Annotated in this window: 10 protein-coding genes; 2 read left to right on the forward strand and 8 right to left on the reverse strand. The window is 52.1% G+C overall.

Annotated features, from left to right (window positions below):
• Positions 1-10 precede the first annotated feature (10 nt).
• Positions 11-1,090: an ArsR/SmtB family transcription factor gene (locus SE18_RS19065; protein WP_054536061.1), complete on the reverse strand. Its 1,080-nt coding sequence runs from the start codon at positions 1,088-1,090 to the stop codon at positions 11-13.
• A 333-nt stretch (positions 1,091-1,423) separates the two neighbouring features.
• Positions 1,424-2,968 carry a CHASE4 domain-containing protein gene (locus SE18_RS19070; protein ID WP_054536062.1) on the reverse strand — a complete coding sequence of 515 codons (1,545 nt, stop codon included), beginning with the start codon at positions 2,966-2,968 and terminating at the stop codon, positions 1,424-1,426.
• A gap of 239 nt (positions 2,969-3,207) precedes the next feature.
• Between SE18_RS19070 and SE18_RS19075 the strand changes: the two genes are divergently transcribed.
• A complete protein-coding gene (locus SE18_RS19075; protein ID WP_054536063.1) occupies positions 3,208-3,603 on the forward strand; it encodes a response regulator in 396 nt (131 codons plus the stop codon).
• A gap of 233 nt (positions 3,604-3,836) precedes the next feature.
• Here SE18_RS19075 and SE18_RS28175 read toward each other — a convergent pair whose 3' ends face one another.
• From SE18_RS28175 to SE18_RS19090, 3 genes are all read right to left on the reverse strand, one after another.
• Positions 3,837-5,756: a lamin tail domain-containing protein gene (locus tag SE18_RS28175; RefSeq protein ID WP_054536064.1), complete on the reverse strand. Its 1,920-nt coding sequence runs from the start codon at positions 5,754-5,756 to the stop codon at positions 3,837-3,839.
• Positions 5,757-5,991: 235 nt separating this feature from the next.
• Complete coding sequence (locus SE18_RS19085; RefSeq protein ID WP_054536065.1) at positions 5,992-7,596, reverse strand: gamma-glutamyltransferase family protein; 1,605 nt, start codon at positions 7,594-7,596, stop codon at positions 5,992-5,994.
• 245 nt (positions 7,597-7,841) lie between these two features.
• The gene (locus SE18_RS19090; protein ID WP_054536066.1) at positions 7,842-9,914 is read right to left on the reverse strand and encodes a glycosyltransferase family 39 protein; all 2,073 of its coding nucleotides are present in this window, start codon (positions 9,912-9,914) and stop codon (positions 7,842-7,844) included.
• 94 nt (positions 9,915-10,008) lie between these two features.
• Here SE18_RS19090 and SE18_RS19095 point away from each other — a divergent pair, with 94 nt between their 5' ends.
• Complete coding sequence (locus SE18_RS19095) at positions 10,009-10,671, forward strand: methyltransferase domain-containing protein (protein WP_054536067.1); 663 nt, start codon at positions 10,009-10,011, stop codon at positions 10,669-10,671.
• Here the strand turns inward: SE18_RS19095 and SE18_RS19100 are convergent.
• The 3 genes from SE18_RS19100 to SE18_RS19110 are packed head-to-tail and all read right to left on the reverse strand — an operon-like array spanning position 10,648 to position 13,557.
• A complete protein-coding gene (locus SE18_RS19100) occupies positions 10,648-11,445 on the reverse strand; it encodes a hypothetical protein (protein ID WP_054536068.1) in 798 nt (265 codons plus the stop codon). The two genes, SE18_RS19095 and SE18_RS19100, sit on opposite strands and share 24 nt — an antisense overlap.
• Positions 11,438-12,613, reverse strand: a complete 1,176-nt coding sequence (locus SE18_RS19105; RefSeq protein ID WP_054536069.1) for a hypothetical protein — start codon at positions 12,611-12,613, stop codon at positions 11,438-11,440. The genes SE18_RS19100 and SE18_RS19105 overlap by 8 nt, the downstream gene beginning before the upstream one ends.
• Positions 12,610-13,557: a hypothetical protein gene (locus SE18_RS19110; RefSeq protein ID WP_054536070.1), complete on the reverse strand. Its 948-nt coding sequence runs from the start codon at positions 13,555-13,557 to the stop codon at positions 12,610-12,612. The genes SE18_RS19105 and SE18_RS19110 overlap by 4 nt, the downstream gene beginning before the upstream one ends.
• Positions 13,558-13,565: the final 8 nt, after the last annotated feature.

Genomic DNA, 13,565 nt, shown 5'->3' on the forward strand with positions numbered 1-13,565 from the left:
GCACAAATGCTTAGACAAATTCACGTAAGCGAGCTGAAATTTCTTCAATCCGTTGGCGATTGATTGAATAATATTTTGCGCCTTTATCGCGCCGCACATTCAGCACCCCAGAAGTTTCCATCAGCTTCAAATGGCGAGAAACCGCCGATTGGTGAATATCAAGCAAGTTGACAATTTCTTGGGCATATAATTCACGGCCATGCAACAAGGTCATAATTTGCAGGCGTGTTTTATCGGCCAAAGCGGCTAATGGCTGATAGAGGCTTTGAGTACGCTCAGTTTGCTCATCGCCTTCAGCAGGCGTCGTACTGCTATTATAAAACACAGTGAGTAATGAATTATTGAATAAAAATGATAAATATGGCCCGATGTATTGCGATGGAACAAAACGCACAGTGCTAATGGTGCCAAGCCGTTCATGAATATGGTCTGGCAAGCGCCGACCAGTTACACCAGCAAACAAATCGCGGAAGTTAACACTATATTGATGAGTACGATGATAATGAGCATTACGTTCACGGCGAGCTTGTTGCAGTTCATATTGCTCACGATAAATTCGATCCCAAAAACGTTGAATTGTTGAGACCAATAAATCGCGCCATTCGGTTGGCTGTTGCAATAATTCGATTAATTCGTCGGTATCTACTGGAAACTGCATTTTAGCTAATAAGTCTTCTAATTGTTCTTGATCGGCAATAATTTCTGCTGGCGTATGCACTAATTCAATATCTGCATTGACAGCAGTACGCTGCACAATTTTATGCACAATTGCAGCACATTCTTGCGCAGACAACGCTTTGAGATCGTCGATCAAGCCATTAAAATCGTCGTGACCAGCAGCACCGGGGGCTAAAACTTCGCCAGCCACTGTTTCAACCACAACATACGGATATACACCCAAGCGCATTGCCAGTTGAATATCGTGGCGTAAGCGTGGTGGCACACTCGCAGCAGCTTCAACCAGCCAAGCATCTAAGCCCTCAAAATCGTGAACAATTCCAATCAGACCCATTGTCGAAAGCAGATCCAACCCAAGCGATGGGACAAAATCAACTTTAAATGCCGGTTGAGCGCGAACGAGTTCAGTCATAGCCATCGACTCCTACTTTTAAGATGCGGTCCCACCATTTGGGGTGATAGAGCTAGCGGATACATCCCTGCACGAGGGACAACAGACGCCCCCGCATTCGACAACGCTCTGAAGGATGGGTTATGCAGGCTTGTACATTTTAGCATATTCTGGCTAACTTCGGCTAACAGTGGCCAAAGCTTAGCCAAACGCTGCTATTTGGGTGCGCAGGCTTGCGATAGATTCCTCAGATCCAACCCTATTATTGACCCAAATCATGGCACAATCGGCATGACCGCTCGTTCTTGGGAAAACGCACGCTTGGAGACAGAAGTTTGATTAACCAAAATCGATTTAGCGCAGGGCTGCTTGCATGCCAGCGGCCAACGTTTGATAAATTGCGATCTGGCCAAAATCGATATTGGCAGCCACAATTTCTTCGGCAATCGCTGGATTGGCACCTGTTAGCAACAAGCGTGCACCCAATAATTGCACTGCTTGGGCGGTTTGGCCAAGCGCGATTGCAGCCTGTTGGTCGAGCTGCGAAACGCCAGTTACATCGAGGATGACGCTCCGAGCGCGATGGGTTTCAATGCCTTGTAAAATCGTAGTTTGCAAGCGCTCAGCCCGAGCCAAGTCTATTTGACCAATTAATGGCATGGCTAAGACCTCGCGTGAAACCGGAATTAGCGGCAAGGCTTGTTCGGCCAAGGTTTGCTCTTGGAGTTCGAGCAATGTTGCTTGGGTTTGCAATTGGCTTTGTTGATTGGCGAGCATCTCTGCTTGCAAGGCACTGCGCTTGGCTTCGGCGGCCAATTGTTCACGTTGCGCCACAGCTAACGAATCAAGCGCTTGATTAACAGTTTTGGCCAATAAACCTAGTTCATCGGGGCTGGCAAAGTTAATCTGTTGCTGATTGGGCTGGCTGGGATCGATCTGACGTAAATCGCCAACAATTGAGCTTAGTGGCTGGAAAATAAAGCGCCGTAATGCCCAAAATAAGCTAAGCAAGCCGAGACAGCCAGCAATCCCCACTACGCTAGCAATCAGCCAAAAGGTGCGTTGGCCTTGAATATAAATCGTGCGTGGTAAGGCCAAGGTTGCAACCAACAGCGGCTGATTATCGATCGAAGGAAAGACCACAAAGCCTTCGAGCGTATTCTCGTTGAAGGCCCGCGAAACCAAGCGCTGATCGTTGGCTAGCTCGCTCACCACTTGCTGACGATTGGTTGATAAAAAACGATAATCACTTAATTCTACTGGCAAGAGCGTTTGATAATTAATTCGATCAGTCACGTCTTGATCGACTAAACGGCCATAAATTAATGTGCCGCGAGCTGGGCCTTGACCCTCATTGGTGATGATTGGGCGGGCAGCCAAAAGCCAGAGTTTAGTGCCAGCCCGCACGACACTGGTATTGCCTTGATCAAGACGGGGATGTTGGAGCAGTTGAGGATAGAAATTATTAATATCAAAAAACTCAAATGGCACAGCAACAGGTTTGGCTTGCTTGGGATCGTAGGTTTTGGCAAAGACGATGGTGCCATTTTGATCGGTGTAGAGCATTGCTTGAATGTTATACAGCTCAAAAACATCATCATTGGTATTTTCGGCGATATAACTTGGCGTGCGTTGATTGATAAAATTATATGATTCGTCCCACGTTGCCATCGACAAGACTAAAGCGTCGATCTGGGTTAGCTCAGCATTAATTGCGCGCCGAACCCGTTCGAGGTGGTTTTGCATTTCCTGTTGTTCAGCGAAGAGGCTCGAACTATTGACAATATAACGGAGCGGAATCAACAAAATCAGCACCACAAGCAGCATAATGCCTAATAAAGCAAGGCTAATTTTGCCACGTACACTTTTATGCACATACTGTTGATAGGTTGATTTCATCGTTGAATGTCCTTAAATACCAGCACTGGTTGCTAACCTGAAACGAAAAAGCTGCACTACGCAGCAGATGGAGCCTGATCCAACCAACTATCCAACTGCTTAAAGCCACCGTTGTGGTGAGCAATATCACCCGAAAGTAGCTATTTACAGCTAGGACTTTATGGTATACAACAAGATCAGAGTATCAATCACTGGGAGCGCGTTTTTTGAAGGCGCTTGATTGATGGTAGGAGCAAGCTATGCACATTTTAATTGTCGATGACGACCAAGACAACCGCACCATCCTCACAACCCGCTTGCAACGACGGGGTTTTAAGATTAGCACGGCAAAAACGGGCATTGAAGGCTTGATGTTGGCCTTGCAATTAAAGCCTGATTTGATTTTGATGGATATGTCGATGCCCGAACTGCATGGGTGGGGTGCGACCGCCCAACTCAAAGCCTCACCCCAAACCCGCGCGATTCCGGTTATTGCAATTACTGCCTACAACTTAGCTGGTGATCGTCAACGCTGCTTGGCGGTTGGCTGCGATGCCTATGTTGAAAAACCGATTGATTTTGCCTATTTGCTCTCAACGATTCAGCTTGTAGCTGATCGGCATAAGCTTGCCTTTGAGATCAAGCTTGGTGGATAAAGCACTCGTGTTCAAATAACCGATACCAAATAGGCAGCAAACAATAATAAGCGCCTACCTACCGCTTAATCTACGTTACGCAGATTATACACCGTTCTAGCCTCGTTTTTGCTTCGCTCTTCTAGTTTCACATGCATAATTTGTTTTTCTTGCTGGCTCCCACTTTAGCGAGCAAGCGGCGCTTTGATTGCCGCTTGCTTGCATATTTGGAATCCCCGTTGATTAACCGAGCATTATTTGCCAGTCCAAGGCAAATAGACTTTGTATTGGGTTGGAATCGCGGTATTGGTTGCCGTTGGAACCAAGGTCGCGGTTGGCGTTTGGGTTGCAGTGCTCGTTGGCGTATTGGTCGCAGTTATGGTTGGCGAACCAGGCGTCACCGTCACCGTCACCGTGATTGTTGGCGTTGCGGTTTGGGTTGGGGTGGCAGTTGGCGAACCAGGTGTAACCGTTACTGTCACCGTGATTGTTGGCGTTGCCGTCTGAGTGGCAGTTGGTTCAACGGTTGCCGTTGGTGCTACCGTTGCAGTGGCAGTTGGTTCAACGGTTGCCGTTGGTGCTACGGTTGCAGTGGCAGTTGGTTCATCGGTTGAGGTTGGCGCTACGGTTGCGGTCGCAGTTGGTTCATCAGTTGCAGTTGGCGCTACGGTTGCGGTCGCAGTTGGTTCATCGGTTGCAGTTGGTGCGACGGTTGCAGTATTGGTTGGGCTAGCCGTTTCGGTTGGGGTTTCGGTTGGCGTGGTCGTCTCGGTTGGCGTGTTAGTTGGGGTAGCCGTTGGATTTGCGGCTACAACCGTATAGCTATAATCCTCGGGATCGTCGTTAAAGCCACGAACGTGCTGGCCAAGTGGGTTCACATATTGGCCATTTGTTTGCTTCATATAGGCCGTTGAGCCGCCATCTTGCACAATCACCCGATAGAAAATGGTTGTGCCCACTGCTTGGGCTGGAATGCTGGCCTGCCATAAGTCGTAGCTATGGCTTGCTTGGTTGCGAAAACTTGCAGTCAACGATTTGCTGCGGGTCATCGGAATGGTGGTTGAAGTAGCGCCATCCCAGTAGCGCAGGCTGGCGTTTTGCACATCCAGCGCATCGGTTAATGCAGAAATCGTTACAGCAGTCGTTTCGTTGATTGTGCCCGTGGCGCTATGCAAGAAGCTATAGCTTTCGCCGGGCACAAACTCGGTTTGGGGATTTGCGCTCGTTGCACTGTGATAGAGATAATCCCACAAAATATTATTATCGCCACCAAGCACTGGAGTGCTGGTTGGGGCTGGAGTTTCTGTCGCCGTCGCAGTATTGGTCGGGGTGTTGGTTGCAGTATTCGTTGGCGTGTTGGTCGGAGTATTCGTTGGCGTATTCGTTGGCGTGTTGGTTGCAGTATTCGTTGGCGTATTGGTCGCTGTGTTGGTTGGAGTGTTGGTTGCGGTATTCGTTGGGGTATTGGTTGCTGCTGAACACGTCAGAGTTGGGCTGGCACTGTTGCGTGGGTTTGGCGTAACTGCAGTAAATTCGCCAGCATTGTCATCTGCATCAACACATGGATTTGTGCGAATGACGCTGGTGGTATTGCTTGGAGCTGGGGCTGGGCCGTTGCCTTCAAAGTAATTTGCAGTTCCATAACCAACCAGATCGACAATTTGCGCTTGTTGGGCGGCACTACATGATGTTGAACCACCATTACAAGCTAACCCAGTTGTAGTATTGGCAACAATAACTTTACCTGTTGTACCAGACATTGTAGCAGTTCCAGTAGCATCAGGGGATGGCAATGCAGCACCAGTTGCCCCGCCAGACATACGTACAAGATAGTATTGACCAGGAGCCATTGAAACATTAGGCAATGTGGTAACACTACCACTAAAATTTCCCGTACCAGTACCTGCTGCATATTGAATCGACAAACCATTAAGCGAAACTGCTACTGAGCTCCGATTAAATAATTCAACAAAATCATTGGTATAGGTAGAGCCTGTATTTCCTCCGCCCCCATAAACCTGGCTAATGACTACGCCATTGGAGGCGGCGAAGGTTGGCCGTGCACCTGCCTGCGGCAGCATCCACGCCATCAAGCCGACCAAGAAAACACTTAACAACGAGCCAATTCGGGCACGATCCACAGTCAATAACGACCGCAACGAGCGCAATTGCATACCAATACTCCTCAGCAAGAAACACATGTGGCGAGAACAGAAGGGTCACAAGCGATCTTGCCACGCAGTCTAGCTCCACGTCAATGCTATTTAGTCCTATCCATGGCCTAGTTCTGGGTGCAATTGGAGTGATGTTTTAGTTGGCGAAATTGCTTCGGTGGCGCTGCTGGAGAGGGATAGAGGGGAGTTGTGGCTCCCCTGCCATCTCATGCTTAATTTGGAGTGAACGTGCCAATCAAAAACCCAAGGCACAGCCATCGGCGCGCATATCGCTGCCGCCCATTAATGAGCCATTTGGTAAGCGCCAGATAATTTGGCCACGCCCAAACATGCCACCTTCGGCATGAATTTCGACCTCGTGGCCCAGCGCGCGCAGGCCTTCGGCAATAAATTGGGGCACGCCATATTCAAGAAATACTTTGCGCCCAGCGCCAACTTGCCAGCGCGGCGCATCAAGGCTGGCCTGCGGGTTGAGTTGCCAATCAACTCGATTAAGAATCATTTGGGCATGGCCTTGAGGTTGCATCGCGCCGCCCATCACCCCAAACGGCCCAACCGCCTCGCCATCACGGGTTAAAAACGAGGGAATAATCGTGTGGAATGGACGTTTATTGGGCGCTAAAACGTTGGGATGCTGGGGATCAAGCGAAAAATTGGCCCCGCGATTTTGCAGCGCAATCCCAGTTTCGGGCACAACCACGCCGGAGCCAAAGCCCATATAGTTGGATTGAATGAAGCTGACCATCATGCCATCGCCATCAACCGCACACAGATAGACCGTGCCACCTTGGGGTAATTCACCATGCTGCGGCTCGATTGCATAATCGCCAATCAGGCTGCGGCGGCTGGCGGCGTAGCGTTTGGAAAGCAAGGCTTTAGTTGGCACCTCAACATGCATGGGGTCGGCAATGTAGCGGTGGGCATCAGCAAAGGCTAATTTCATGGCCTCGATTTGCAAATGATACGATTGAATTGTGTCGCGGGTGTTATGGCTCAAATCAAAGCCTTCCAGAATATTCAAGGCTATTAGCGCCGCCAAACCTTGACCATTTGGCGGAATCTCCCAAACTTGATAGCCGCGATAGCTGGTGCTAATTGGCTCGACCCATGTGCTGGTGTGCTGGGCTAAATCGGCGGCGCTGATAAAACCACCTGTTTTCTGTGCCCACTCAACAATCTGCGCCGCCAATTCGCCCTGATAAAAATCATCGGCACCGGTTTGGGCGATGCGGCGCAAAGTGCGGGCTTGACGGCGCGAACGCCACATATCGCCAGTGCTCGGCGCCCGCCCACGATACGAAAAGGTGTTGAGCCAAGCGCTAGTTGCTGGGTCGGTTATGGCTTCGTAGCGACGCAAAGCAAGGTTCCAATAATGCGCAACGATCGGTGTAACCGCAAACCCATCTTCAGCAGCGCTAATTGCTGGCATCAACACTTCTTCAAAATCCAAGCGCCCAAAGCGTTGATGCAGGTCGCGCCATGCTCGCGGTGCACCAGGCACGGTCACGCTGGGCCAACCATAGGCTGGCATTGTTTCATGACCAGCTTGGAGCATGGTTTCAAGGCTAATGGCTTGCGGCGCACGCCCAGAACCATTCAGCCCATGCAAGCTCCGCCCATCCCATACCAATGCAAAGGCATCGCTCCCAATGCCGTTCGAGGTTGGTTCGACGACGGTGAGCATTGCGGCGGCAGCAATCGCTGCATCAACTGCGTTGCCACCTCGTTCCAGCATCGATAAGCCTGCCAAAACCGCCTGCGGTTGACTGGTCGCCACCATCGAGCGCCGCGCAATTGCTGGCATGCGCCGTGAGCTATAGGGTAAATCAATCAACTTCATTGGAATGTTGCCCTCAGCTGCTAAATCAATACGTTCCCTCGCCCTTCCTTGCAAGGTTCGGTTTTTAACAATCGGTTTGTTCTCCACCCTTCCGTCCCGCCAGCGGGAAACGCAGGGGGCTTTAATCCCCCTGCACCGCTAAAACACGGCCATCGTCAAGTTAGTATCTGTATACTTAAATCAAATTTTTGCAAATGAAGAAGCATTGATAGCGACTATAGCAGAATCTTGGCCAATTCAAAAGCCTATTCCAGCCGAATCCAATCGACTCGCAAGCCCAAATCGCGCCCATCGGGATTGGTTGGCTCAAGATCATGCGGCACGAAGGTGCTACTGCTGCGTAATTCTAGCTCTAATGGTATGTTACGCAAACTATTTGGTAAAGCAATCTCATGCACCGTCCAGCTAGAATCGATCGCAAGCTCCGCCAGCAATTGGCCATTCGCCCACAAGCTTAATATGGGCGCTGCAAGGCTAACCGGGCGTTGGCTGGCAATCCGCAAGCGGAGCATTGTGGCATCAACTGGGGCGTGCAACCAAACTGTGGCCTGCTCGCCAAACCAACGGCTATCTTCCTCGGCAGTATACCAATTGGCAATCAAGCCCAAATCGAGGCCAGAACCCAAATCGAGCGTGTTGGTGATGGGCAGAAACTGCATGCGTTGGCGTGACCACGCTTGCAAATCCTCAGTCGAACTCGTTTCATAGGCCAATTCGTTGCGGGCTGCGCTCAAATTGCCTTGCTGGCGCAAATAATCGCCAAGCAATAAATGGGCATAAGCATGGGCTGGCAACGCAGCGATTGCAGCCCGCAACTGTTGCTCGCCCGTCGCAGGTTGATCGCTGATAAAGGCGATTCGCGCCAACAACACGCGCGCCAAGGCCGATTCTGGGTCAAAACGCAAGGCATTGCTGGCCGCCGCTTGGGCCTCAAACACTGCCACGCCCGAGCTTGCTTGTTCATTCATGGTTGCAGGCAACGTGTTGGCAGCGGCTAAATAGCGTTCGGCCTGCCACAAATACCAATGTTTTTGGCCTAAACGCCAAGCTTCTTGTGGATAATTGGCATAGCTCAAGCTCAAGGCCAGCACGCTTACCCCCGTTGCCAACGCCAACCACTGCCGCGGCTGCGGCCAAGCCCAGCGCAATTGGTGAATTTGCCACGCCGCTGCAGGCAAGAGCACAGGCAGCAAGGGCAAACGATAGCGATATTCAACATGAAACAAACATGAGGTAAACACGGTGTAGCCAACCCATACCAGCAACAGCAATTTGAGCCAACGCTCGCAGGGCAACGACCACAAACCAGCCAACCCCAAGCCAATCAGCAACAGCCACCAGCCATCGCCAAAAATCAAGCGCAGCCACACTTCGCTGGCTGGTTGCCAAATCGCACGCCGCGCTAGCAAATCGTCGCTATGCTCTAAGCCCCAGCTATGCCAAAATTCGCGGCCAAACTTAGCCAAAAACCAATCAGGATGCTCAGTAATTGCCGCAATGCCTTGCTGCGAGGCCAATTGGCTGCGCTCAATGCGGGCATCGCCCAACGCATACAATTCGGCTTTAACCAGATCACGGCCCCGCGGATCGTTATCCAGCCAAAGATTTTCTTGGCCAGTCGTATCAATCAAAATGAAGCCGCCATAACTCAGGGCATTGCGAATTGTCCACGGCGCGATGGTCAATACTGTTGCAGCCAGCAAACCAAGCATCTGCCGCCAGCGTTGTGGGTTATCGCTGCGCCAGAGCAACAATAAACCTAATGGCAGCAAGGGCAACGCTACCGAGCGAATTAAGCTGACGACTGCAATCGCCACGCCAGCAGCAATCGCCCAGCGCAATTGCGGGCGACGCAAACTCAGGGTAATGAAGCCAAACACCAGCATCAAGCCGGCGAGGGTCACCGTTTCGCTGAGTAATTCGGTGGCGTTCAAGGCCAAGGTAAACGAGCAGGCCGTCAAGCCAGCAGCAATCAAGCCCAGATCGTTGCGCCGCAACAACAGCCGCGCCCACCACCAAACCAAAGGAATTGTGGCGGTGCTGATCAGTGCATTAATCAGCCGCAAGCCCTGCAAATCGCCATCAAGGAGCCAAACCGCAGCCGCCAAACCCACAGGAAACAGCGGCGGGCGCATAAATTGCAAATCGTAATAGGGCTTGCCTTGGGCCAAAGCAATCGCCAAATCCAAATATTCGCGTTCATCGCCGCCAAGTGGCCGAAATTCATGCCAATGCCAAGCGGCGAGCCGCAGCCCCAAACCTAAGCCCATCAGGCCAAAAAGAATCGCAATAGTGAGCCAAGAACGCCGCAAACGCATAATCATTCCATCAATAGCCATGCATCAGAGCGATGCATCACGCGGTATTATACCGAGGGTCAGTGGTTAATTGGTAGCACTCAAGGAAATAACGATGGCTTGGATTCCCCGACGTTCACAATCTGCCGAATTGCTCGACGATTTGACTGAGCATCCAGAGTTGGCGGCCAATTTAGCCGAGATGGCGTGGCTCTATCGTTTGAGCGGTGGCTATCGCTTGGGTTGGCGTTTGTTGCAGCCATTGCTGCAAAACCAGACAACCATGCTTGATCTTGGGGCAGGCAACGGCCAAATTGGGCGCTGGCTCCAAACAGCAAGCAAGCAACAAGGCCAATTACTGCACATGCTCAGCCTTGATCTCAACCAAACAATCGTGAGCAGCAACCAACAAGCCGTGGTTGGTGCAGGCCAAACTTTGCCCTTTGCCGATCGCAGCCTCGACATCGTTTTTTGTGCGCAAATGCTGCATCATTGCACCAGCGCTGAAATAATTGCGCTGTTGCACGAGGCTCAGCGCGTCGCGCGACGCGGCATTGTGCTTGTCGATCTGCAACGGAGTTGGTTGGGTTATTGGGGGGCACGGCTCGCTGGATTAGGCCCGCTGACCAGCCTTGGCAAGCACGATGGCCCGCTATCTGTGCTGCGAGCATGGCGGAGCAACGAAATTCAAGCAATGCTACACGAGGCAGGCATTCACCAGTATCAAATCAAACAAACGCCCATTTATTGGGGCTTAGCGATTGAACCAGCTGTTTAGGCCAAAAGCTAGGCAGCCAAGCATTGCCGCGCTCCAAAGCCATGCCCCAAGTTTGGCTTGGTGATAGCGACGCAACCAAGCGCTCAAGCCAAGCAGCAACAGCCATAAAACGAGCAAAATAGCACCAAAACCCCAAGCCGAGCCAAGCCAAACTCCAGTCAATTGCGCTTGAATTAACCACGCTGGCAAGGCTAAATGGCCCAAACGGCGTGCACCCAAGGCCCAAGCCAAAGCACCTTGGGTTGGCGCGGTTTCCCACGCCCCAAGTTGCAGATAGGGCAGCAAGCCAGCCAACCAGAGTGCTAACCCCAACCAGCCCAGCCAGCCTGCATCCAAAATCAAAAGATCGTTGGGCAATAAACCACCATGCAAACTCGCGATGATCCAGCCAACCAAGCCCAGCAGCGGCCAGCCAGTAATCAGGCCAACCAACCAACGGGCAGCCCGCAAGCCAGCCTGCGCACCGTTACGCCAATCTTGGCCAATCGCCCAGAGCAACGGCAGATCAAGCAACAGCCAATAACTTAAAAGATCAAGCGTCGCCCGCAACTCGCTTGATTCGGCAAAGGGCCACAGGCTCAGCGCCAACAAGGGCAATGGCAGCAAGAGCCAAGCAAAAGGGTGTTCAGCGCCAACCGAGTTGGTGCGCGGCGTCAGCCAACGCCAAACCAGCCAGCCCAAGCCAAGCGCAATCAGCGCACTCAAGCCACCAGGATAGAGCAACAAGCGCTCCCATTGGCCAGCAACCCCCAAACGCCATGCTTCGCTACTCATCGCGCGGTTGGCTCCCCCATGGCAAGCCACGCTTCACCAATTGCCACATTGTTTGCTCGCGCAACGGTTCTTGATCGGCGTTGGTTGGCTGACCACGCCAGCGATTGGCCAAATAACTCAGCGCAATGCCCACCACGAGCAAGCCTGCAAGCACCAGCGAAGGCAAGGTTGCCACCACTTGCGAGCCAGGATTGCGCGTTGCCAAGCCTGTCCACGGCGCAATATCCAGCCTGCCAAAGACGGTCAAGCCTGCGCCAAGTTCACGCCAAACTGGCTTCAACAGCAGTTCGAGCAAAAAAGGCAAACCCAAGCCAAGCCCAAGTTGCACAAGCATCAAGGGCCATTGCCAACGAGAAACCTGTGGTGGCAAGCGAAAACTGCTCAAACTAAGCAGCATGAGCACAAGCCAACCAACCCAACTAAGCAAGGCCAAGCCACCAGCCAAACTTGCCGCCGCCGTCAACCAGAGCGCCATCGCCAGCGGAACCAAACTGGCCAAATTGCTATGGCGTTGAAATAAGGGATGAGCCAAACAGGCAGCCAGCGCCAAAGCCCATGTTGCAGCAATGCCCGCTTCGCTGGCTAATAAACTGGTTGCTAGCACCAAACACCACAAAACTTGCGCAACCAGCGTCCGCCGTTGATCGAGCGTTTGGGCTGGCAGCAATTGCCAAGCAAACCAAAGCGCCGAGCCAGCGCCAATGAAAGCTGCAATCGCAGTCCAAGCCCAATCCAAGGGCACAAGGCTATATAAACGCAACAAACTACCAAGCTGCACCAAAGCCAATGTGCTAGCAGGCGGCGTTGGCTTGGCAGGCCAAGGCCAACAACCAAAGGCACACGCAGCTCCAGCAATCAACAACCCAATATGGATTGAATTGAGATTAACTGCCACGCTGGCCGCTTGCCACGCCCAACTATCAGCCTGCAAGCCCAATAAACCAAGCCCAAGCGCTGATAAAACGCCACTCAAACGCTGGCCCCAGGTGTGGCCGAGCAAGCCACCAACCAGCAATAATGCCAAGGTCGAAAGACCCAAATGCGGGCTAACAACGCTTGCAACGCCAATCAGCCAAGCAACGCCAACCAGCCAGCGCTTGGGCGCAACCAAGCCATCGGCCAGCAGGGCCAAGCCAAATAAAGGCAAGAGCGCAATCAATAAACTCATGGCTGCATCACTTCTGCAATTGGCTGCGGCTGCAAACCGGCTTGCTGCAAGCGTTCAATAATTAATGGCAGGGCTGCGGCGGTTTCAGCACTGTTGCAATCGAGCGCAATCAGCGACCCGCGATAGCTGGCTGCTTGCTCAGGGTCAACTAAGCTTTCAGCCAATTCAGCAGCATCGCGTTCTTGCGCATTATCAAGCGATAAATAGCCGTTTTGAGCAGCAAGTTCGGCCAATTCTGGGCTACTTGCTTGGCCCCAAATCCGCAGATACGGGCGAATTGAAGCATCCATGCCAAGCTGATTGGTCAGACTGGTTTCGGTGCGCAACAAGGCTTGGCTCAAAGTTTCAGGCTCAAGCTGCGCCAGCGCTACGCCATTGGCCAATTCCTGGCCCGCAGTAGCAAGCTGTTGCAAGCCTTGTGGGTTTTGCTCAATCCACATGTGGTCAATAAAAAAAGTCATGCTGATTGCACTGCTCGCGAGGGTTGTCACGATTGGCTCAATTGGCCCAGCCTTAGCACCTAAATCGCAGCTAAGCCCCACCCAATTTTGGCTGCTGAGGCCACGGCGAATCAGCGCAGGAGTTGAGGGCAAACGATTGAGCTGATCATTCTCCAAACGCGGCACGATTAAAAGTTGGCCTGCGCCAATTGGGCGATTGAGCCGATTGTAGCGGCTGATAAACAGCGGAAAGCTTGCACCCCGTTCAGCAATCGATTCTAAGCTATCGCCAGCTTCAACCTGATAGGCGGTGTACGATTGCCATGTCAGCGCCAAGGCCATCGGGGTCGCAGTTAATGCAATTGGGGTTGGGGCAAGCACGGTTGCGCTCACGCTGGTTGGAGTTGCGGTTGCAATTTCAGGGCGCGTTGTTGGCGGATTAGGCGCTGTGGAAGCACAACCAACCAAGCAACACAAACCCAATACGAAGCCAATAACGCGCACAAAACCTC

The organism is Herpetosiphon geysericola (assembly GCF_001306135.1).
GTDB lineage: Bacteria > Chloroflexota > Chloroflexia > Chloroflexales > Herpetosiphonaceae > Herpetosiphon > Herpetosiphon geysericola.

Bases quoted from the DNA above. Each gene is read 5' to 3' on its own strand.
- SE18_RS19085 (WP_054536065.1), bottom strand. From the start codon at position 7,596: ATGAAGTTGATTGATTTACCCTATAGCTCACGGCGCATGCCAGCAATT.
- SE18_RS19070 (WP_054536062.1), bottom strand. From the start codon at position 2,968: ATGAAATCAACCTATCAACAGTATGTGCATAAAAGTGTACGTGGCAAA.
- SE18_RS19075 (WP_054536063.1), top strand. From the start codon at position 3,208: ATGCACATTTTAATTGTCGATGACGACCAAGACAACCGCACCATCCTC.
- SE18_RS19090 (WP_054536066.1), bottom strand. From the start codon at position 9,914: ATGCGTTTGCGGCGTTCTTGGCTCACTATTGCGATTCTTTTTGGCCTG.
- SE18_RS19100 (WP_054536068.1), bottom strand. From the start codon at position 11,445: ATGAGTAGCGAAGCATGGCGTTTGGGGGTTGCTGGCCAATGGGAGCGC.
- SE18_RS19105 (WP_054536069.1), bottom strand. From the start codon at position 12,613: ATGAGTTTATTGATTGCGCTCTTGCCTTTATTTGGCTTGGCCCTGCTG.
- SE18_RS28175 (WP_054536064.1), bottom strand. From the start codon at position 5,756: ATGCAATTGCGCTCGTTGCGGTCGTTATTGACTGTGGATCGTGCCCGA.
- SE18_RS19095 (WP_054536067.1), top strand. From the start codon at position 10,009: ATGGCTTGGATTCCCCGACGTTCACAATCTGCCGAATTGCTCGACGAT.
- SE18_RS19065 (WP_054536061.1), bottom strand. From the start codon at position 1,090: ATGACTGAACTCGTTCGCGCTCAACCGGCATTTAAAGTTGATTTTGTC.